This is a genomic window from Snodgrassella sp. M0351 (genome assembly GCF_016100575.1).
GTDB lineage: Bacteria > Pseudomonadota > Gammaproteobacteria > Burkholderiales > Neisseriaceae > Snodgrassella > Snodgrassella alvi.
This window is the reverse complement of record NZ_JACFSG010000001.1, coordinates 1,349,188-1,369,961: the sequence shown is the minus strand read 5'-3', so window position 1 is coordinate 1,369,961 and position 20,774 is coordinate 1,349,188. Positions and strand designations below refer to the sequence as shown.

The following is a 20,774-nucleotide window of genomic DNA, read 5'->3' as shown; positions in this document are numbered from 1 at the left end:
AAATACTATCATTCCTATTTGGTCTCATTGAGCAAACCCAACGTATCCAGGGCATATGACCAGCCCCATGCCATCGTTAATTCCAGAAATGGGTCGATTAATTCAGACATTAAATCAAATTATAGTTAAGCTGGAAACCAGCAGAGGATTAACACTGCCAGAGCATCAGTTGCTTAAATTATTGCATAAGGCAGTATTTAACTATAATGATGATTTTTAAGCGGATATTAATCAGGGTTTTAGTATAACACCGAGGATTTTTACTAATAACCAGTTTGATTGCGATGCTTAATTTTTTTAAAACTAAGCTTGTTTATGCAAGCTCGAAATTATTTCTTAGCTTCTGCTAACCCATGTTAAATTCAAGCAGCCGGAATAGGGATATTGACAGCTATAACAGTGTTTTTTAGAGTAAAATTACACTTTATTGATGCTGATTACACTATAGATAAGCCGTGTTTGTTTGATTAAGTCAGTTTTGAAATTTACAGCAGCTATTTTGCTGAACTAGCAGTAAATTCACTTAACAGAAAATGTCCAACATGGTTTCTCAATGTATTAATTGATTTCTCAGGGGGAAGCAGACTATGACTAAAACAGAAATAACCAAAATAACAGAAATAACTGATTATCCCTTAATTCAAAAGCTGGCACAGGCATTGTGGCAGAGTGAAGATTATGGTCATGGGGTAGCCATTATGGTTGGGGCGGGCTTTAGCCGCAGTGCAGCTACAACACAGGATATCAATAAGAAAATGCCAGTTTGGGCAAATTTGGCTGAAAAAATTGCTGAAGAACTTGGAGAGGAGGAGCATACAGATGCTTTACGTCTGGCACAGATATATCAGGATTACTTTGGTAAGCAGACGCTATATGATTTATTGAAAAATGAAATTGATGATGAGATATGGCAGCCGGCAGAGCTTTATCAGCAGTTATTAACCTTACCCTGGACTGAAGTATTAACCACAAACTGGGATACATTGCTGGAGCGTGCGGCTAGAGATATACATGAACCTATCTATGATATTGTCAATAAACAGGAGGATTTAGCCTGTTGTCATTCTCCCCGGATTGTAAAATTACATGGCACAATTAATCTCAGTAGCGATTTGATTTTTACCCAGGAAGATTACCGTCATTATCCGCAGAAATACGGCATTTTTGTTAATTTTGTCCGGCAGGTGTTTTTAGAAAACGAATTATGTCTGATAGGCTTTTCTGGAGATGATCCGAATTTTCTCCAATGGATAGGCTGGGTAAGGGATAATCTTCAAAGCAATGCACGACGTATTTATCTGGTAGGAGCATTGAATTTATCTTTTGCTAAACGGAAGTATCTGGAAAGTTTAAATGTAGCTCCTATTGATTTATCTGAGCTTGTTGCCGATATCGATGATAGAGATTTAAAACATAAAACGGCAATTGAATTGTTTTTAACACAACTGTCAAACTTAGAGGTAAAGAAAGTCTGGGATTGGTTTCCTAAACAATTCGATGAAATTATTAAGCTTTATTCACGTAACCAAGGAGAAATAAAATTAGATGAAGCTCTTTCCGCTTTAAGAAAGGATAGAGAATCATATCCAGAATGGATTATTTGTCCTAATTTTTTAAGATTAAGTTTAATAGTACAAATATATAGATTCTGGTTTTTAATCCCTGATATTTATAGACAATGAGTAATCATTTTGTTACAGCTTGGTGAAAATTTTAAATATATGTTGAAATTAGACCATAAATATTTTGATCATGATAAATTCCATTTAAGTATTCAGCCTGTTTTAGAGTTCCTTCATAACTAAAACCGCATCGTTTAGCAACCGCATTACTTTTAGGATTATCCACTGAGCATTTAATAACAAATCGTTTAATTATTTTTTGTGATGCATAGTAATGAGTAAGTGCTTGAATTGCTTGTGTCATAACACCTTTACCTTCTGCTTGGCTATTGAGCCAATAACCAATATAGGCTGTCTTATTGTTTTTATCTATTCGATTGAAAGACAGTAAGCCGACAGGGTTATTATTTAGTAAAATTACATAAGTTTTGGTAATATCTTTTTGATGCTCGACTGAACAATTATCTAAAAAATTTGATGTGTCTGCTTCATTATTAACAAACTTAGGCCAAGCCATAAATTGACTAAAACTATCACGATTAACATCAATAATATTGTATAACTTAGTTGAGTATTGTCGATCTGATGGCACTAAATGAATATGTTCATTGACAAAGATACTTTGTTGATTGGTATTTGTCATTAATTATTCCTTTAAGAGAGTATAACCAATTCTGAGTTAATATAAATTGAAGTATATGTTAGAAACAAGTTACTTTATGAATTAGTGTGGAGATATGGAATAATTTTTTATTATGATATTCGTAAAAATATTCAAACCATGTTACTGGAAATATGTGACCCTGCTATGGATATTCTGAATCGAAGCCAGCAACCGATTACAGAGTTACAAAATATTCTGGAAGAAGCTAAAAATGATGCATTGCCAGAGGTACGTTTTGCCGAAACTGATGAATTTTATAAATTACGAATAAATTAATCTGCTAAACCATATTAATTAAAGTGCCAATGAATAAAATATTTAAATTTTAGTGCTTTATTTTCAGCTATAGAAATCAGACTTAATAAAAAAGGTTGCTATTTAGTAAAGTAGCAACCTTTTTTTAATCCTATTTACAGTAACACCCGCTCAATCCCTCCGTTACTGGCTTTCTGCACAAATTCATCCTGCCAGTTTTCGCCCAGTATATGTTTGGCCATTTCAATCACTACATAATCGGCCTTGATATTTGCATCATCAGTATAGCGACTCAAGCCTTGCAGGCAGGCGGGGCAGCTGGTAAGGATTTTTACCGGTTCGCCCTTAGGCAGCTTGGCTTTGCCTTTTTCGATTTCTTCCTGTTTGCGGAAGCGTACCTGTGTGGCGATATCCGGCCGGCTGACGGCAAACATGCCGGATTCACCGCAGCAGCGGTCTGACAGAGGTACGTTCTGCCCCATCAGCTCATTCACAACTTTTATCGGCTGTGTGGTTTTAATCGGGGTATGGCAGGGGTCGTGATACAGGTATTGCCGGCCTTTTACGCCGTTCAGTTTCAGGCCTTTTTCCAGCAGGTATTCATGAATATCGAGTATGCGGCAGCCGGGGAAAATTTTATCGAAGTGATAATCTTTGAGCTGGTCGTAACAGGTTCCGCAGCTTACAACTACGGTTTTGATATCCAGATAGTTCAGGGTATTGGCTACACGATGGAACAGTACGCGGTTGTCCATGGTGATTTTATCGCCTTTGTCTTTATTACCGTCGGCAGTTTGCGGGTAGCCGCAGCACAGATAGCCCGGCGGTAAGACGGTTTGGACGCCCACATGCCAGAGCATGGCCTGAGTAGCGAGACCTATCTGGCTGAACAGTCGCTCGGAGCCGCAGCCGGGAAAGTAGAAAACAGCTTCGGCTTCATCGCTGATCTGCGGATTGCGGATAATCGGTACGGTGGTGCTGTCTTCGATATTCAGCAGGGCACGGGCTGTTTTAATCGGTACGTGGCGCGGTAAAGGGCGGTTGATAAAATGTATTACCTGTTCGCGGATTTCCGGCTTGGCGGTGGTGGCACGCGGTGCGGTTTTCTGGCGCTTCAGCCAGCCAAGGCTAAAGTGCTTACCCATTTCATAGCCCCAGTTTTGCAGTCTGAAGCCGGCCTTAACGACGCCTGTACGCAGGGCTTTGATGGTTCTGGGGTCGGTGGCGTTAAGAAAGGCCATGCCCATGTAGACGGTGGGATTGAATTTCTTTTTACCGGCTTTGCGCAGGTAGTTGCGCATGGCTACGGTGACGTCGCCAAAGTCGATTTTTACCGGACAGGGTTTTATGCAGCGGTGGCACACGGTACAGTGATCGGCCACGCTGTTCAGTTCATCAAAATGTTTCAGGGAAACGCCGCGGCGGGTTTGCTCTTCGTACAGGAAGGCTTCGGTAAGCAGACCGACACCCAGAATTTTATTGCGCGGTGAGTACAGCAGGTTAGCGCGCGGTACATGGGTACTGCACACGGGTTTACATTTGCCGCAGCGCAGACAGTCTTTGATGGAGTGGGCAATTTTACCCAGCTCGGACTGTTCCATAATCAGGGATTCTACGCCCAGCAACTCAAAAGAGGGAGTATAGGCTTTGTCGAGGTTGGCACCGGGCATCAGTTTGCCGCGGTTAAAATGGCCGTGCGGGTCTACCTGCTGTTTGTAATCCCAGTAGGGCTGCATTTCTGCCTGTGTCAGGTAGTCGATTTTGGTAATGCCGATGCCGTGTTCACCGGAAATAACGCCATTAAGGCTGCGCGCCAGTGCCATGATGCGGTCTACGGCATGATGGGCAGTTTGCAGCATGTCGTAATCGTCGGAATTAACCGGTATGTTGGTATGGACATTGCCGTCACCGGCATGCATATGCAGGGCAACGAAGACACGGCCGCGGATGATATGGCGGTGAATTTCGTCGAGTTTTTCCAGTATCAGGGTATCGGTTTTGCCGCTGAATATTTCGGCCAGTGGCTGCATGATGTCGCGTTTAATGGATACGCGCAGATGAAAATCACGCATGGCGATAAAGCAGCTCTGGTCGCCAGCCGGTTCGTTGTCTTCAAGTTTTTGCGGAAACTGCTGCAGATAGTCGGCCAGTGGTGTGTCGAGATGGTTGAGCAGCCATGTCCAGCGGGTCTGAATGCCGGTGATGTAATCAAGGGCATGCTGTTTGCGAAAGCCGAGCAGCTCGGCGCTGGAAAGGTCGGTATCGAGTTTATCTACCGGCAATTTGGTTTGCAGATATTCGATGATGGCAGCGCACAGGGCAAGTTTGTTCTGAATCGACAGCTCAATGTTGATGCGTTCGATACCGTCGGAATAGCTGCCAAGCTGTTCAAGAGGGATAACAACGTCTTCATTGATTTTAAACGCATTGGTATGGCGGGCGATGGCGGCCGTACGTGAGCGGTCGAGCCAGAAAGTTTTGCGTGCTTCAGGGGTAACGGCGATAAAGCCTTCGCCGCAGCGGGCGTTGGCCAGCCGCACGATATGAGCTGCTGCTGCCTGTACTTCATTTTCATCATCTGAAACGATGTCGGCCAGTAATACCATTTTCGGGCGGCCTTTGCCAGCTGCTTTGGTGGCGTAGCCTACGGCGCGCACGTAGCGCCAGTCGAGATGCTCCAGTCCCGCCAGTTTGACGGTTTTATGGTTAAGCATGTAGTTGCGCACTTCGACGATAGACGGGGTGGCATTGGCTACGGTGCCGAAAAACTCCATACAGATGGTACGGGTGTATTTAGGCATGCGATGCAAAACGAAAGCAGCAGAGGTGATGATGCCATCCGTGCCTTCTTTCTGCACACCCGGTACGCCGGCAAGGAATTTATCGGTGACGTCTTTACCCAGACCCACTTTGCGGAAACGCTGCCCGGGTACTTCGAGACGCTCGGTTTTAAGGATGCTGTAGCCGTCGTTATCAAGGGTATGTATGTCAAATATGGCGGTGGTTTCGTCGTGGATTTTGCCGAAATTATGGCGTACACGTTCTATTTTCAGCCATTGCCCCTGAGGGTTGACCATTTTCCACCACGCCAGATTATCCAGAGTGGTGCCCCACAATACGGCTTTTTTACCGCCGGCATTCATGGCTACGTTGCCGCCGATACAGCAGGCATCGGCAGATGTCGGGTCTACGGCAAAAACCCAGCCGGCAGCACTGGCCGCTTCTTCTACACGGCGGGTAACTACTCCGGCACCGCAGGTAATTACCGGATAAGTGCCTTCCAGCCCGGGCAGTTGCTGTAAGGCAACCGGGCTGTACTGGTCGAGTTTTTCGGTATTGATTACGGCGCTCATGGCGTCCATCGGAATAGCACCACCGGTATAGCCGGTACCGCCGCCGCGCGGAATGATGGTGAGCTCCAGCTCAATTAAAGCGCGTACAAGCGGTGCAACTTCTTTTTCGTGATCCGGGTTGATAACTACAAAAGGGTATTCAACACGCCAGTCGGTAGCATCGGTAACGTGGCTAACGCGCGCCAGCCCGTCGAACATAATGTTGTCTTTGTGGGTGATTTTACGCAGGCGGTTGAATACCTGTTCGCGTTTGCTGCGGGTTTTGCCAAAGCTGCTGTCAAAATCGCTGATGGCCTGCTCTGTACTTTTTATCAGCTGCTCGACCATCTGGTTGTTGTCGCGCCGTTTCTGAATTTCGCTGAGGCGGTGGCGCATTTCTTTAACCAGCGCCTGCTGGCGGTGCTGGTGTTCGAGCAGGTCGTCAATCAGATAAGGATTGCGGATAACTGCCCAGATATCTCCGAGTATTTCAAACAACATTCGTGCTGAGCGGCCGGTTCGTCTTTGCTCGCGCAGCTGTTGCAATAAATCCCATGAATGGCTGCCGAGCAGGCGGATGACTATTTCCCTGTCGGAATAGGAGGTGTAGTTATAGGGGATTTCGCGTATACGCTGACTGGCTTGTGTGCTCATTAAACGTGTTCCGTTCCGCTCTGCTGGCGTTAAATTGGTAAGGCTGTAAATTGGTTATTTTAACTGTTTACTTTACTTTTCGCAGTTTTGTCTGATAACAATTTAGGTGAAAACAGTGGTAATGGCAATGGAAAAATCTGCTGGTTTGATGGTATTTTGTTTCATGTACCCGTTTTTAAAGGTGCATTTTATTATTTGGCCGGATGCTTTCCGGCTTTTGGGTACTTACAGTTTAAGTGCAGAATAATTGATTGGCATGTAAGTCTGTAAAGATGCTTTTATTGAGAGAGGTAAGTTAATTTACGGATTCAACGGGGATAACCGGTTTTTTATATCCGGGGTTGTAAGGTCCGAAGAGTATGCCATTAGTTTCCTCAGCTGACAGTAAACCGGTATCTACTGCACCGGCAACGATATAAGCTTTATCGGAGACTTTATTTGAAATCTGTGTAATCACAGCATTGACCATCAGTGAAAAAATATCATTGTTGCTATTATTACTGGAATCTATAGTGATATTTTTTTCTCCGCTCCAAATAATCGAACCGTTTTTAGCATCTATCAGTTTGGCTTCTACGGTAACTGTGGTAACGCTACTGATTACTTTGTATTTTGTGCCATAGTCTTTTACGTTTAAGTACAGGATGGCATCAGGATTGTAAATCTGTCTGATTTTGTTTATGTCTATTGCCTGAATTTCAGCTCCATCATTCAGACCATTGTCTTTAAATGTTTCATTAACCAGAGCTACAGGAAAAACATAATAACCTGATTCAGCTAATGGTTGTGTTGTCTGAGCTAATACAGCATATGGTGCTTTTGTATCAACTGAGGAGCTGGTGGGCAGTAATACCAGAATAGAATGCGGATCACTTTGCCGGAATTTGCTGTAATCATGCGGTTGTGGCTGGTAATGAGAGGTGGAACAGGCGAAAAGTAAAGTAGTAACCGCCAGAGAAAGCAGTAATTTGAAAAAGCGCATTATGATTTATCTTTGTCAATATTTTTTAACAGGAAATTCATATAAGTTGCTGATTCGGGAAAAGCAGCTTTTTCTTTTTCAAACTGAGCTTTAGCACCGGAGCGGTTGCCGGCCTGTGCATAGAGCATCCCCAGATGTGCATGGGCTCCCGGTGCCGGCTTACTGTGATGATTGGCGGCATCAATAAAATATTTTTCCATACCGGCAATCTGTTCTTCCAGTGAGGTTTTACCGTCCAGTGCCTGATATTGCAGTTTGTGATAATCACCCCAGTAGTAAAGTGTGGCAGACTGACTCTGATGAGCGCATACAGCCAGTATCAGGGTCGCGATGGCGGTTGTTATTATTTTTTTCATTTCGGATTTGATGTGTGCAGAAAGGTTTTATGTTAAGGCTGAGGATTCCATTGTCCTGATTCAATGCCATTAACCAGATTGTTTACTGCTTCTCGAATGGCTAAATCAAGCACTTTTCCGTTAAGGGTTCCGTCATAGCTGGCATAGCCGCCGGTACCGAGTATTTCGCGTGTGGAAAGTTTGAATTCTCCGGCACCCTGACTTGAATAAACGATTTCTGCTGTTTGCACATCAATGATGTTAAGGGTAACTTTGGCATAGGCTACCTGAGTTTTTCCATGACCAAGAATGCCGAATAACTGTTCATCACCTATATTTTTACGTCCGAATTCTGAAATATCACCAGTTACAATGTAGCGCGCGCCCTTGAGCTTTTGTTGCATACCGTTGATATTGGCTTCATTACGGATTTCATCCAGATTAGTACGATCCAGAACAATAAAACGACCTGTTTGCTGTAAATCAGTCATCAGAATGGTTTTCGCCTGACTGGTAAGCTGATTATTGCTGTTGCTGAAAATACCGCCGCCCAGATTACCACGGCTGTCAAACTTCCCTACAGCCAGCTGAGTTTTTATGCCGTTGTATGCTTGCTGATAAGTGGCTACTTTGGGAGTGTTGATTACTTGTGATGTTTCTGTTGCACAAGCGGATAGCAGGCTGGCACTCAGCAGGGTAAGATAAATTTTTTTCATATTGAGCTGCATATATTATTTCTTCAGCTTGTATCTGGGAAAATATTGATGTTAAAAGATATTATTAGTATTTTCAATTAAATATAATTTATATCCGTTCAGGATGCAGAGTATCAGAATTTTTCCTGCGGGCTTAAATAACGCCATTGCCCCGGTGGCAGGGCACCCAGTTTGATTTTACCCATGCGTACCCGTTTCAGACCGGTTACACGTAAGCCTACCAGTTCACACATGCGCCTGATTTGGCGTTTTTTACCTTGTTTAAGTATAAAGCGCAGCTGATCCTGATTTTGCCAGCTGACTTTAGCCGGCCGCAGTTTTTCACCGTCAAGACTTAATCCGTGGTTCAGCAGCGCCAGACCGCTTTCACTCAGTTTGCCGGTTACGCGTACGAGATATTCTTTTTCGATACCACTGTGTTCACCGATCAGCTGTTTGGCAATACGCCCGTCCTGAGTAAGTACCAGCAAGCCTACCGAATCGATATCCAGACGGCCGGCCGGCGCCAGATGGCGTGTATGCTCCGGTTGAAACTGAATCCGGCTTTTGTCTTCCTGCCAGTGGTTGGCTTCGGTAATCAGCTCAACGGCCGCACGATAACCTTTTTCCGGTTGCGCGCTGACAAAGCCTACTGGCTTATTCAGTAGAATGGTAACGCGTTCGGCTTGCTGACGGTGCGCCTGCCGGTCGAGGTCGATGCGATCACTATTAAAAACTTTTTGTCCGAGTACGGCAGTTTTACCATTAACTTTTACCCAGCCTTTTTCAATATAGCTGTCTGCTTCACGGCGTGAGCATAAACCCAGTTGCGCCATGCGCTTTGACAGACGCTGAGCTTCGTTTTGTTCTGAAGTTGTCATGCTTTATGCTCTTTTTGTCGATTAGAACCGGCTACCATATCCAGCAGGAACAGGCGGCAATCCAGATTACCGTTAAATAATGGGATTTTACGTTTTGGCGACAGACGCATCAGTTTGGGCATATCACGGTCGGCGCTGAACATACCGATCAGCCAGCCGGCAAAATGTTGTTTCAGCCAGCTGCCTAATTGAGGATATAAAGCGTGTAAGAGCTGAATTTCAGAAAGGCGGACACCATAAGGCGGATTGCTTATCATGATGCCGTTATTCCCGTTCGGACGGGTATCCAGAGCATCAGTTACCTGCCATTGAATATATTGCTCCATACCGGCATAGCGGGCGTTGTCCTGAGCCAGTCTGATTAGTCTGCTATCAATATCTGCTCCGAAAATCGGTGCAGATGGTTGGTGTATGGCTGCCTGAGTAGCGCGACGCAGCTGCTGCCATAAATTATCATTATAATTATTCAGCTTTTCAAAACCGAAAGCACGTTCCAGCCCGGGTGCTGTGCCGGTGGCAATCAGTGCGGCTTCAATGGCAAGGGTACCACTGCCGCAAAAAGGATCCATAAAGGGCTGGCTGCCGTTATAGCCGGCCAGTAACACTAAACCGGCTGCCAGATTTTCACGTAATGGTGCTTCACCGGTGTCACTGCGGTAGCCACGTTTGAATAAGGCTTCACCACTGCTGTCCAGATAAACAGATATTTCGTTTTTCTCAATAAAGACATGAATGCGGATATCCGGACGAAATTTTTCTATACTGGGGCGGCGGCCAGTTTTATCGCGAAATACATCGCAGATAGCATCTTTTACTTTGAGGGCAGCAAAATTAAGGCTGTTGATTTGTGCCTGTTTGCCTTCGATATGAATTTTGAAATTTTTATCTACGTCAAACCATTCAGGCCAGCAGATTTTCCGGGCCAGTTGATAAATTTCGTTTTCGTTGCGAAAGTAGCCGGTAGTCAGACGGATAAGTACCCGGCTGGCTACACGGCTGTGCAGATTAATTTTGTATACGCTGGCTAAATCACCTGTAAGTGCGATCCCACCGTCACGATTATGAATCTGCTCACAGCCCAGAGTAACCAGTTCCTGATTTAATATGGTTTCCAGCCCGCGCGGACAGCTTACGAAAAGAGAATATGAATTCATGCAGTACTTTATTTAAAGAAGATAGGACATGCTAAATTGGTTTGCGCATGTATAAATAGTATGATTGTAATATTGAAGTTTATGTGCTGACTATTGTTTATGTTTTCGGGCTTGCAAATTTGAGTGATTAAGCGTGAAGATAACCTTAAGATGAAAAGGGATAAGAAGCTGTATATGTCTAATTAATCGAGGATAAATACCATGTTTATTTTTAAACTGCATTATTTGAAGCCGATAGAAGAAGTGGAAAAATATTTGCCTGCTCATCGGAATTATTTGCAGGAACACTATGATAGTGGTGATTTTATTGCTTCCGGCCGCCAGGTACCGCGCATCGGCGGAGTTATTCTGTGCCGGGCGGCCAGTAAAGAATCGGCGCAGTCTATTATGGTTAAAGATCCGTTTTACATTCATCAGATTGCCGAATATGAACTGATTGAATTTATACCGACAAAATATGCATCAGGTTTTGAAGCGTTTATTTAAAAAATATTTTCAGAATGATGTTTACTTGTTTTTTGTGTTACAGGCAGATAAACGGTAAATCATCATTATGCTGACGCTCAAATCGCATTACTGGTTTTATTAGCCTGATGTGTAAACAATTTTATGATTTAAGATTACTTTTTTCATGGTCAATCAGCCATTTTTTACGTTCCAGCCCTCCGCCGTAGCCGGTTAATTTACCATTGGAGCCGATTACTCTGTGACAGGGAATAATAATAGCAATACGATTAAAACCATTGGCATTGGCTACCGCCCGGACAGCCTGAGGATTATGCAGTTTTTCTGCCTGTTGTTTATAGGTGGTGAGTTCTCCGTAGGGGATCTGTTTGAGACAATTCCAGACTGCCTGTTGAAAATCAGTGCCGGGAGTATGTAGTGGAATAGAAAAATATTTTCGTTTTCCTTCAAAATATTCCTTAATTTGAATTCTGGTCTGAATGATATGTTCATTTTCACCAAAAATAATTGTGGCATTCAGTAATTGCTGTAATTGTTTAAACTCTGTTTCTAACATCCGCCGGTAGACAAATTCCAGCAAACAGACTCCCTGTTGCGTGGCGCAGACAAACATCGGACCTATAGGCGTGGTCAGCCGGTTAATAAGTATGATGTTGTTGTTTAAATGGCCGGATGGTGAGTTTTTAGCAATTTTTTTATAGATATAGCCAAAGCCGCTTAATGATCCATAACCATTATCGAAAGCGACATCTATTATTTTTTTACCGGTTTTCAATTCCTGATATGCCTGATTAATCCGGTACATTCTCTGATATGCCTGAAAAGTAATTCCATAATTTTTTTTAAACCAGCGGCGAACAATTTCCGGACTGATTTCATGTGCTCTTAATACGGAATCAGAAATTTTTATCTTTGGATTCTGAGTAATCATTTTTATGGCATTAATAATCTGTTCGGGTGCCTCATTGGCATTTTCAGTCGGTCGGCAAATTTTACATGGGCGGTAACCTGCATTCAGAGCTTCTTTGACTGTATAAAAAAATTCTGTGTTTTCTAATTTAGGCTTTTTTGCTCTGCATGTTGCGATACAAAATATTGAGGTGGTTTTCACACCTGCATAAAAAATACCAACATAACTTTGATCTTTTGTGAGTAAGGCCTGATAGTATTTTTTGATTTCATTTATCTCTGTAACTGGCATTTAAAATATACTTTCCTGTATTTTGTGAACACTGTAAACCAATTCATCTGCCTGCAATGGTGTAGTTAAATTACTTTTTTTGCATAATTTAATTAGGCGTTTTTAAGCTAAAAGATTATGTAATTAGGTTCTGGAATGAGCATAGTTAAATTTGCTCCAATGTAGTTTCTGTTGATGTAGCAGTAAATAAAAAGATATTAAAAATTAATGCTGACAATAACAACCGAAAAATGGATAACTATTTTTATAATTTGAATTATTAGATTGTATGATTTAATCTCTTTGTAATTTAAAATAAAAATATTGTGAAAATAATATAAATCGGTTTTGCAAAATGAGTAATGAAAAGATGGAAACAAAAAAATCAGATAAGTTTTTAAGTACTCTGGAAGCGGCTCAAAAAGGAGATGCGGATGCCCAATTTAACCTGGGTGTTATGTATGAGAACGGAGAAGAAACAGAGCAAAATTATGCAGAGGCATATAAATACTATAGGCTGGCTGCCGAACAGGGAAACATTGGAGCACAAGTCAATTTAGGTTTATTTTATAGCGAGGGTTATGGCGTAGAGCAGAATTATGAAAAGGCAGCTGAATATTATGCAGCTGCAGCTGCACAGGGAGATGCTATTGCTCAGTATAATTTAGGTCTATTGTATGAAAATGGTGATGGTGTAGAACAGGATTATGCAAAAGCATTTGAATGTTATGCAGCTGCGGCTAAGCAGGGAGACGCTATTGCTCAGTATAACTTAGGTGATTTGTATTATTTCGGTAAAGGTACAGAACAGAATTACGCTAAAAGCTTTGAGTATTGTCAGTTGGCTGCGCAACAGGGTGACAGTGATGCCCAATTTACTCTGGGTATCATGTATGAGAAGGGTAAGGGAACAGAGCAAAATTATGCAGAAGCATATAAATACTTTAAGCTGGCAGCCGAGCAGGGAAATAGTGATGCACAAGTTAATTTAGGTATTTTATATGAAAACGGTGATGGTGTAGAACAGAATTATGCAAAAGCATTTGAGTGTTATCAGGCTGCCGCTGAGGAAGGAAATCCTATCGCTCAATATTATGCAGGTAGTATGTATTATTATGGTAAAGGTGTAGAACAAAGCTTGATTAAAAGTATTGAATATTATAAGTCAGCTGCGGAACAGGGAAATAGTGATGCCCAATTTACTCTGGGTATCATGTATGAGAAAGGTAAGGGAACAGAGCAAAATTATGCAGAAGCATATAAATACTTTAAGCTGGCCGCTGAACAAGGAAATATTAGGGCACAAATTAATTTAGGCACTTTGTATTATGAGGGTAAGGGTGTAGAAAAGAATTATGCAAAAGCAATTAAGTATTATCGATTAGCTGTGCAACAAGGTGATAGTGATGTGCAATTTCATCTGGGTAATATGTACAGAGATGGAGAGGGGACAGCACAAGATTATACTGAAGCATATAAATACTATAGACTGGCTGCTGAACAGGGAAATATTGATGCACAAATTAATTTAGGTATTTTATATAAGTATGGTTTTGGTGTAGAACAGGATTATGCAAAAGCATTTGAGTATATTGCAGCAGCTGCTGAGCTTGGAAATGCCACTGGACAGTGTAATTTAGGTGATTTGTATTATTTCGGTAAAGGTGTAGAACAGAATTACATTAAAAGTATTAAATATTATAAATTAGCTGCGCAACAGGGTAATAGCGATGCCCAAAATAAACTGGGTGTTATATATGAATGTGGACGGGGAATAGAACAAGATTTTGCAGAAGCATACAAATATTATAAGTTTGCAGCAGAACAGGGAAATATTGATGCACAAGTTAATTTAGGTGATTTGTATTATTTCGGTAAAGGTAGAGAACAGAATTACGCTAAAAGCTTTGAATATTTTCAGTTAGCTGCGCAACAAGGCAATAGCGATGCATAATTTGCTCTGGGTCTTATGTATGCAAAAGGAGAAGGAAAGGAGCAAAATTATACAGAGGCATGTAAATATTATAAGCTGGCTGCGGAACAGGGAAATAGTGATGCACAAATTAATTTAGGTATTTTATATGAAAACGGTGATGGTGTAGAAAAGAATTATAAAAAAGCATTTAGGTATTATCTGGCTGCCGCTGAGCAAGGAAATCCTATCGCTCAATATTATGCAGGTAGTATGTACTATTATGGTAGAGGTGTAGAACAAAGCTATATTAAAAGTATTGAATATTATCAGCTAGCTGCGGAACAGGGAAATAGCGATGCACAATTTTCTCTTGGCCTTATGTATGAGAATGGAAAAGGAACGGAGCAAAATTATACAGAGGCATATAAATACTATAAGCTGGCGGCAGTACAAGGACACTATAAAGCTCAGAATAATCTGGAGTTTATGCAAGAAAATGGTTTTGGAATAAAGAAATAAAAGTATTTTCAGAAAATTTATAAAAAAAGTAATACAAAAATCTTTGATGATGTCTGAATGCTACATAACTTTTTTATTATTGATCTCTGTGATTGAGGTTATTTATATTTGCAGATAAAAATATTCTTAAAAAGTTTAAAAGCTTACTGTAAAAGGGATAATAAGAAGATGGAAACAAAAAGTTCAGATAATTTTTTATGTGTTCTGGAAGCGGCAAAAAAAGGAGATGTTAATGCCCAATTTACTATTGGATTAATGTATTACAAGGGTGCAGGCGTTGAGCAGAATTATATTAATGCTTTTAACTATTTTAAGTTAGCATCTGAACAAGGTGATAGTGGTGCTCAATATAATTTAGGCGTGATGTATTACTATGGAGAAGGAGTAAAACAGGATTTTACAAAGGCATTTTATTATTGCCGGTTATCTGCTGAACAAGGGAATGAAGATGCTTTGCTCAGTCTGGCAAACATGTATGAAAAAGGTAATAGTCTTCAGCAGGATTATGATAAAGCTATATATTATTATCAGCTAGCCTCTGATAGAGGAAATATAAATGCACAGTTTCATTTAGGATATGTTTACTATAATGGTATAGGGGTAGAACAAAATTTTGCGCAGGCATTTAAGTATTATCAACTGGCTGCTAAACAAGGACATGCCGATGCTCTGACTAATCTGGGTATGATGTATAGCGAAGGTTCAGGCGTCAAACAGAATCACAAACAAGCCTTAAAGTACTTTCATATTGCAGCTTTAAAGAACAGTCCGGAAGCACTATTTAATCTTGGTGCATATTACAGATATGGCTATGGTGGTATTGAACAAAATGATACCGAAGCTATTAAATATTATAAATTAGCGGCTGATCAGGGTAATGCAATTGCACAATATAATCTGGGCGTAATTTATGAGTTTGGTCAGATTGTCCCGGCTGATTATTCTAAATCAGTTAAATATTATAAACTGGCAGCCAAAAAAGGGTATTCTTACGCTATCTATAATTTAGGGCTGATGTTGTTTAATGGTAAGGGTATTGAACAAGATTATCAGAGAGCTGCTCAGTGTTATCGTCTTGCTGCTAAAAAGGGCTTGGCAGCTGCACAATATAATATGGGATTAATGTATTTCAAAGGTACAGAGATAGAACAGAATTATGAAGAGGCTGTCAAATATTTTCAATTAGCGGCAGATCAGGGAAAAATTGGTGCTCAGGCTCATTTGGGGTATTTGTATAGTGAGGGAGAGGGTGTTAAACAAGATTATATAAAATCATTAAAATACTACCAATTGGCTGCCGACCAGGGAGATTCGTTCTCACAAAATAGCTTAGCTAATATGTATGAGAATGGTGAAGGAGTGAAACAGGACTTTGCAAAAGCAGCCAGATATTATCAGCTGGCGGCTAAACAGGAAAATGCAGATGCTCAGTATAATCTGGCCTATATGTTTTTGAATGGTACCGGTGTCAAACAAAATAAACGGATAGCTAAAGAATTATTCGGTAAGAGCTGTAAAAATGGTAATCAGGAAGCTTGTGAAATATACAATCAATTGAAATAAAACCATATTGGTTATCATGGATATTATTTTTCATTTTAAAACTATGAATTCTGAAATTTTTTTACAGTAGATTTTAATAAGTAGTCACTGTTATTTAAATTTTATATCATGAAATTTAACACTATTGATAATATTTCTCTGTTTATGATTATGAAATAATTTTGCTTTTCTAAAGCAGATTCTTGTTTTATGTCTATAATTACCCATATTAGTTTATTACCTGAATTATTCAGGCTGATCATGATTTTTTTATGTTAAATTAGGGTGTTATGAATAAACAAGCAGTGCAGGAGGCGGAGTTTGCTTCTCGCCTGGTAAGCTGGCAGCGTCAGCATGGCCGGCATGGTCTGCCATGGCAGTGTCGTGAACCATATAAGGTATGGTTATCGGAAATTATGTTGCAGCAAACGCAGGTGTCCACGGTACTTGATTATTATCAGCGCTTTCTGGCTGCATTTCCTGATGTCCGGGCACTGGCGGCGGCTGATGAAGATGAAGTGCTGGGTCTGTGGCAAGGGCTGGGCTACTACAGTCGTGCACGCAATTTGCATAAGGCTGCCAGGCAAGTTATATCTGAATTTTCAGGAAATTTTCCACACAGTCGTGTGGAATTACAAACTTTATGTGGTGTAGGTCGCAGTACGGCAGCAGCGATTGCTGCATTTTGCTTTGATGCACGCGAAACCATTCTGGATGGTAATGTAAAGCGGGTATTGTGCCGGGTTTTTGCTCTGGACGGTGATATTGCGAATAAAGCTTTTGAAGATAAGCTCTGGCGCAAAGCAGAAGCCTTGCTGCCACTTAATGCAGCAGATATGCCGGCTTATATTCAGGGGCTGATGGATTTGGGAGCAACGGTATGTAAGCGCAGTAAGCCAATATGCTGTTCATGTCCGATGAACGATCTGTGTCAGGCATATGCCCAGAACCGTATTGCTGAATTACCGCGTAAGAAAAAAGCTGTAAGTGTAAAAAATTTATCGCTATATTGGCTGGTTTTACGTAACTGTGATGGTGCAATATTTTTGCATAAACGTCCTGCTAAAGGAATATGGGGTGGTTTATGGTGTGTACCATGTGCAGACAGTCTGGATGATTTGTATAAACTTGCTGCAAAGTTTGGTTGTACTGCTGAAGATTTAACTGAAGGTATTGAATTCAGTCATCGTTTAACTCATCGTCAATTGCTTATTCTGCCTTTTGCTGCTCAGATAAATACCGGGCAGGATGCTGCATCTTGTGCAATAACTGGTGAATGGGTATCAGCCAATAATCTGAATGCATATGGTATCCCTAAACCGTTATATGATTATCTGAACGTAAAACAGAGCAGTCTTTTTTAATTTGATTATTATGTTAATAGCATAATTTTTAACCGCTATTTTGCTGCGTATATTTATTTTTAAATTTGTCTGTTTTATGTGCATATTATCGTTATTAATATTATATATTGTGAATAATATTGTTTTTTAATTTGTATAGCGTAAATATAATTGACACTGACATCACAAATATGTATAAACGCTATCTTGCTGAAATATTGCTGTCTTTCAGATGTTTTAGTTATTCAGACAGAATAAAGAAGAGAAAGCTGTTGTTTCAGTAAGGTGTGCTTAATTCTATGTATTAAGTATCTGATTATTTAACCGGGAATAAAACAATGGAAGAAGATTCGAGTCGACCGTTTATTTTATTAAAACAACAACTGCAACAAGGCCGTTGATGTTTCCGGGTTAACAGTATCTGCCGACCGGGAAATATCATGGTCGGTGAGGTACTGTTTATGAAAAAATTCAAAAAAATCATTTCCCAACCAGTGGTAATCAAGGCTGTGCTGGAGTCTCGCAACAGTCTTGACCGTACACTGTCTAATTTACAGACCAGTTTAAATGGTCTGACTGAGCAGGATGTTAAAGAAAGACTGATCAGTTTTGGCAATAACGATGTAGTGCACGATAAAGCACCATCAGTCTGGCTGCAATTATTACTAGCCTTTAAAAATCCGTTTATTTTTGTTTTACTGGCGCTGGCTTTAGTAAGCTTTTTCACTGATTATCTGATTCCTTTGCATAATGGTGAAGAAACCAGTGTGAGCGGTATTACAATAATTCTGGTAATGGTTCTGCTCAGTGGTGTACTCAGTTTCTGGCAGGAATATCGTTCCAATAAGGCTGCACAGGCGCTGAAATCTATGATCAGCACCACTGCTACAGTAGTGCGCCGCAGCCATAGAGATATCAATGCAGAACAGCTTGAAGTACCGATTAAAGAAGTGGTACCGGGAGATATTATTTTGTTATCTGCCGGCGATATGGTACCGGCTGATGTGCGTCTGATTGAATCACGTGACTTGTTTATCAGTCAGGCTGTACTGACCGGTGAGTCTATTCCGGTAGAGAAATCTGATACTCTTGGTATGAATAGCACGCTTGCTATTGAAGAGCAGCCATTATCAGCTGATCCGCTGGATGCAGAAAATATCTGCTTCATGGGTACTAATATTGTCAGTGGTACGGCTAAAGCCGTGGTTGTGGCAACAGGAAATGATACCTATTTTGGCTCTCTGGCCAAATCAATTGTCGGTACACGCAGCCAGACTGCGTTTGATCGCGGTGTAAACAGTGTTAGTCATTTGCTGATTCGTTTTATGCTGGTTCTGGTGCCGGTGGTGTTGCTGATTAATGGCTTCACTAAGGGAGACTGGGGGGATGCTGCTCTGTTTGCACTTGCTGTTGCTGTCGGGCTGACTCCTGAGATGCTGCCAATGATTGTCAGTGCCAATCTGGCTAAAGGTGCTATGGCCATGGCACGGCGTAAGGTAGTGGTAAAACGCCTGAGTGCTATTCAGAATTTCGGTTCAATGGATATTTTATGTACAGACAAAACCGGTACATTAACTCAGGATAAAATTATTCTTGAGCATTACACGAATATTCATGGCAATAATGATAGTGAAGTTTTGCAACTGGCCTGGTTAAACAGTTCCTATCAGAGCGGTATGAAAAATCTGATGGATAAAGCCATTGTGCGTTTTGCACAGGAGCCTGAAAACAGGGCAGGTATCAGCGATGGCAGCTATCATAAAATTGATGAATTACCGTTTGATTTTATTCGCCGGCGTTTATCTGTGGTTTTACAGGATGAAGAACAGCGCCATGTGCTGATTTGTAAGGGCGCAGTGGAAGAAATGCTGTCTATTTCCAGCTGTGTTTATGAGCACGGAGAATATCTGCCATTAGATGCAGCGCGGCGGGAACAATTGCTGGCTTTAGCTGAAAGCTATAATAAGGAAGGTTTCCGGGTACTGGCGATTGGTAAAAAATACATTAGTACTGAAGCTCAGAAAGCACAATATGCAGTTGCTGATGAAACTGAGCTTACTCTGTGCGGCTTTCTGACTTTTCTAGATCCGCCGAAAGACAGTGCTGCACAGGCTATTGCTGCGCTGAGTGAAAATGGTGTGACTGTTAAGGTTTTAACTGGTGATAATGCGATTGTTACCCGTAAGATTTGTTATGAAGTCGGAATTGAAGCCGGACAGCCTTTACTAGGTAGTGAAATTGAGGCTCTAAGTGATGAGGTACTGAAACCTCTGCTGGAAAAACATACTGTATTCGCCAAACTAACACCATTACAGAAATCACGGATTATTCGTCTGCTTCAGGAAAACGGACATACAGTCGGTTTTCTTGGTGACGGTATCAATGATGCTCCGGCTCTGCGCGATGCCGATGTCGGTATTTCTGTGGATACGGCTACTGATATTGCCAAAGAATCGGCTGATATTATTCTGCTGGAAAAAAGTCTGATGGTATTGGAAGAGGGCGTAATCAAAGGACGTGAAACTTTTGGCAATATTATTAAATATCTGAATATGACTGCCAGCTCTAATTTTGGCAATGTGTTTTCAGTATTGTTTGCCAGTGCGTTCCTGCCATTTCTGCCTATGCTGGCTATTCAGTTACTGATTCAGAATCTTCTGTATGATTTTTCTCAGCTATCATTGCCGTGGGATAAAATGGATGAGGAATTTTTGCGTAAACCGCGTAAATGGGATGTATCCAATATCAGCCGTTTTATGCTGTTTATCGGTCCTATTTCCTCTATATTTGATATCAGTACTTTTGCGCTGATGTGGTTTGTGTTCCATGCTAATGCGCCGGAAGTGCAGAATCTGTTTCATTCCGGCTGGTTTGTAGAAGGTTTATTGTCACAGACTCTGGTAGTACATATGCTGCGTACCCGCAGAATACCGTTTGTACAAAGTACCGCTGCTTTACCGGTATTGCTGATGACAGGGTTAATTATGGCTATTGGTATTTATATTCCGTTTTCGCCAATTAGCAGCTGGATCGGGCTGGTACCGCTACCATGGCAATATTTCCCCTGGTTGGTACTGACACTGGGTTGTTACTGTGTTGTAACTCAGATAGTGAAACGCTGGTATATTCGCCGTTTCGGACAATGGTTCTGAATATTATGTAAAAAAAAAGCGAGTTGAGTACTCGCTTTTTTCAGGTCTGAATCAAATAAGGACAAGCTAAATACTGATTTTATT

16 protein-coding genes are annotated in these 20,774 nt (G+C 41.3%); 8 read left to right on the top strand and 8 right to left on the bottom strand.

Annotated elements, in window-relative coordinates; all coding sequences use genetic code 11:
* Positions 1-587 precede the first annotated feature (587 nt).
* Positions 588-1,682 carry an SIR2 family protein gene (locus tag H3V01_RS06045; protein ID WP_198186257.1) on the top strand — a complete coding sequence of 365 codons (1,095 nt, stop codon included), beginning with the start codon at positions 588-590 and terminating at the stop codon, positions 1,680-1,682.
* A gap of 31 nt (positions 1,683-1,713) precedes the next feature.
* Here the strand turns inward: H3V01_RS06045 and rimL are convergent, their stop codons facing one another.
* The gene (gene rimL / locus H3V01_RS06040) at positions 1,714-2,265 is read right to left on the bottom strand and encodes a 50S ribosomal protein L7/L12-serine acetyltransferase (RefSeq protein ID WP_086309040.1); all 552 of its coding nucleotides are present in this window, start codon (positions 2,263-2,265) and stop codon (positions 1,714-1,716) included.
* 138 nt (positions 2,266-2,403) lie between these two features.
* Between rimL and H3V01_RS06035 the strand changes: the two genes are divergently transcribed.
* Complete coding sequence (locus H3V01_RS06035; RefSeq protein ID WP_174833757.1) at positions 2,404-2,562, top strand: hypothetical protein; 159 nt, start codon at positions 2,404-2,406, stop codon at positions 2,560-2,562.
* Positions 2,563-2,696: 134 nt separating this feature from the next.
* Here the strand turns inward: H3V01_RS06035 and H3V01_RS06030 are convergent, their stop codons facing one another.
* The 6 genes from H3V01_RS06030 to H3V01_RS06005 all read right to left on the bottom strand — a co-directional run bounded on the left by H3V01_RS06030 (position 2,697) and on the right by H3V01_RS06005 (position 10,574).
* On the bottom strand, positions 2,697-6,527 hold the full coding sequence (locus H3V01_RS06030; RefSeq protein WP_198186256.1) for a DUF3683 domain-containing protein: 3,831 nt from the start codon (positions 6,525-6,527) through the stop codon (positions 2,697-2,699).
* 295 nt (positions 6,528-6,822) lie between these two features.
* Positions 6,823-7,509 (bottom strand): DUF799 domain-containing protein, encoded by a 687-nt coding sequence (locus H3V01_RS06025; RefSeq protein WP_025331100.1) that lies wholly within the window; start codon positions 7,507-7,509, stop codon positions 6,823-6,825.
* Positions 7,509-7,865 (bottom strand): DUF4810 domain-containing protein, encoded by a 357-nt coding sequence (locus tag H3V01_RS06020; RefSeq protein ID WP_198186255.1) that lies wholly within the window; start codon positions 7,863-7,865, stop codon positions 7,509-7,511. Before H3V01_RS06020 ends, H3V01_RS06025 begins: the two co-directional genes overlap by 1 nt.
* Before the next feature lie 32 nt (positions 7,866-7,897).
* Complete coding sequence (locus tag H3V01_RS06015; RefSeq protein ID WP_198186254.1) at positions 7,898-8,560, bottom strand: CsgG/HfaB family protein; 663 nt, start codon at positions 8,558-8,560, stop codon at positions 7,898-7,900.
* A gap of 113 nt (positions 8,561-8,673) precedes the next feature.
* Complete coding sequence (locus tag H3V01_RS06010; protein ID WP_198186253.1) at positions 8,674-9,420, bottom strand: pseudouridine synthase; 747 nt, start codon at positions 9,418-9,420, stop codon at positions 8,674-8,676.
* Positions 9,417-10,574: a THUMP domain-containing class I SAM-dependent RNA methyltransferase gene (locus H3V01_RS06005; protein WP_198186252.1), complete on the bottom strand. Its 1,158-nt coding sequence runs from the start codon at positions 10,572-10,574 to the stop codon at positions 9,417-9,419. Before H3V01_RS06005 ends, H3V01_RS06010 begins: the two co-directional genes overlap by 4 nt.
* 201 nt (positions 10,575-10,775) lie before the next feature.
* Between H3V01_RS06005 and H3V01_RS06000 the strand changes: the two genes are divergently transcribed.
* A complete protein-coding gene (locus H3V01_RS06000; RefSeq protein ID WP_198186251.1) occupies positions 10,776-11,060 on the top strand; it encodes a YciI family protein in 285 nt (94 codons plus the stop codon).
* A 121-nt stretch (positions 11,061-11,181) separates the two neighbouring features.
* Here H3V01_RS06000 and H3V01_RS05995 read toward each other — a convergent pair whose 3' ends face one another.
* Entirely contained in the window at positions 11,182-12,240 is a 1,059-nt protein-coding gene (locus tag H3V01_RS05995; RefSeq protein WP_198186250.1) for a bifunctional transcriptional activator/DNA repair enzyme AdaA, read from the bottom strand.
* Positions 12,241-12,574: 334 nt separating this feature from the next.
* Here H3V01_RS05995 and H3V01_RS05990 point away from each other — a divergent pair, with 334 nt between their 5' ends.
* From H3V01_RS05990 to mgtA, 5 genes are all read left to right on the top strand, one after another.
* Positions 12,575-14,173, top strand: a complete 1,599-nt coding sequence (locus tag H3V01_RS05990; RefSeq protein WP_198186249.1) for an SEL1-like repeat protein — start codon at positions 12,575-12,577, stop codon at positions 14,171-14,173.
* Between the two features lie 6 nt (positions 14,174-14,179).
* Positions 14,180-14,653 (top strand): tetratricopeptide repeat protein, encoded by a 474-nt coding sequence (locus H3V01_RS05985; RefSeq protein WP_304944968.1) that lies wholly within the window; start codon positions 14,180-14,182, stop codon positions 14,651-14,653.
* Between the two features lie 168 nt (positions 14,654-14,821).
* Positions 14,822-16,216: a tetratricopeptide repeat protein gene (locus H3V01_RS05980; protein ID WP_025331090.1), complete on the top strand. Its 1,395-nt coding sequence runs from the start codon at positions 14,822-14,824 to the stop codon at positions 16,214-16,216.
* Positions 16,217-16,485: 269 nt separating this feature from the next.
* The gene (gene mutY, locus H3V01_RS05975) at positions 16,486-17,559 is read left to right on the top strand and encodes an A/G-specific adenine glycosylase (RefSeq protein WP_198186247.1); all 1,074 of its coding nucleotides are present in this window, start codon (positions 16,486-16,488) and stop codon (positions 17,557-17,559) included.
* A 440-nt stretch (positions 17,560-17,999) separates the two neighbouring features.
* Complete coding sequence (gene mgtA, locus H3V01_RS05970) at positions 18,000-20,690, top strand: magnesium-translocating P-type ATPase (RefSeq protein ID WP_232332604.1); 2,691 nt, start codon at positions 18,000-18,002, stop codon at positions 20,688-20,690.
* Positions 20,691-20,774 lie beyond the last annotated feature (84 nt).

Excerpts from the sequence above, each read along its gene's own strand:
- mutY (WP_198186247.1), top strand. The coding sequence starts at position 16,486 with ATGAATAAACAAGCAGTGCAGGAGGCGGAGTTTGCTTCTCGCCTGGTA.
- H3V01_RS06030 (WP_198186256.1), bottom strand. The coding sequence starts at position 6,527 with ATGAGCACACAAGCCAGTCAGCGTATACGCGAAATCCCCTATAACTAC.
- H3V01_RS06000 (WP_198186251.1), top strand. The coding sequence starts at position 10,776 with ATGTTTATTTTTAAACTGCATTATTTGAAGCCGATAGAAGAAGTGGAA.
- H3V01_RS05995 (WP_198186250.1), bottom strand. The coding sequence starts at position 12,240 with ATGCCAGTTACAGAGATAAATGAAATCAAAAAATACTATCAGGCCTTA.
- H3V01_RS05990 (WP_198186249.1), top strand. The coding sequence starts at position 12,575 with ATGAGTAATGAAAAGATGGAAACAAAAAAATCAGATAAGTTTTTAAGT.
- mgtA (WP_232332604.1), top strand. The coding sequence starts at position 18,000 with ATGAAAAAATTCAAAAAAATCATTTCCCAACCAGTGGTAATCAAGGCT.
- H3V01_RS05980 (WP_025331090.1), top strand. The coding sequence starts at position 14,822 with ATGGAAACAAAAAGTTCAGATAATTTTTTATGTGTTCTGGAAGCGGCA.
- H3V01_RS06010 (WP_198186253.1), bottom strand. The coding sequence starts at position 9,420 with ATGACAACTTCAGAACAAAACGAAGCTCAGCGTCTGTCAAAGCGCATG.
- H3V01_RS06005 (WP_198186252.1), bottom strand. The coding sequence starts at position 10,574 with ATGAATTCATATTCTCTTTTCGTAAGCTGTCCGCGCGGGCTGGAAACC.
- rimL (WP_086309040.1), bottom strand. The coding sequence starts at position 2,265 with ATGACAAATACCAATCAACAAAGTATCTTTGTCAATGAACATATTCAT.
- H3V01_RS06025 (WP_025331100.1), bottom strand. The coding sequence starts at position 7,509 with ATGCGCTTTTTCAAATTACTGCTTTCTCTGGCGGTTACTACTTTACTT.
- H3V01_RS06015 (WP_198186254.1), bottom strand. The coding sequence starts at position 8,560 with ATGAAAAAAATTTATCTTACCCTGCTGAGTGCCAGCCTGCTATCCGCT.
- H3V01_RS06045 (WP_198186257.1), top strand. The coding sequence starts at position 588 with ATGACTAAAACAGAAATAACCAAAATAACAGAAATAACTGATTATCCC.
- H3V01_RS06035 (WP_174833757.1), top strand. The coding sequence starts at position 2,404 with ATGTTACTGGAAATATGTGACCCTGCTATGGATATTCTGAATCGAAGC.
- H3V01_RS06020 (WP_198186255.1), bottom strand. The coding sequence starts at position 7,865 with ATGAAAAAAATAATAACAACCGCCATCGCGACCCTGATACTGGCTGTA.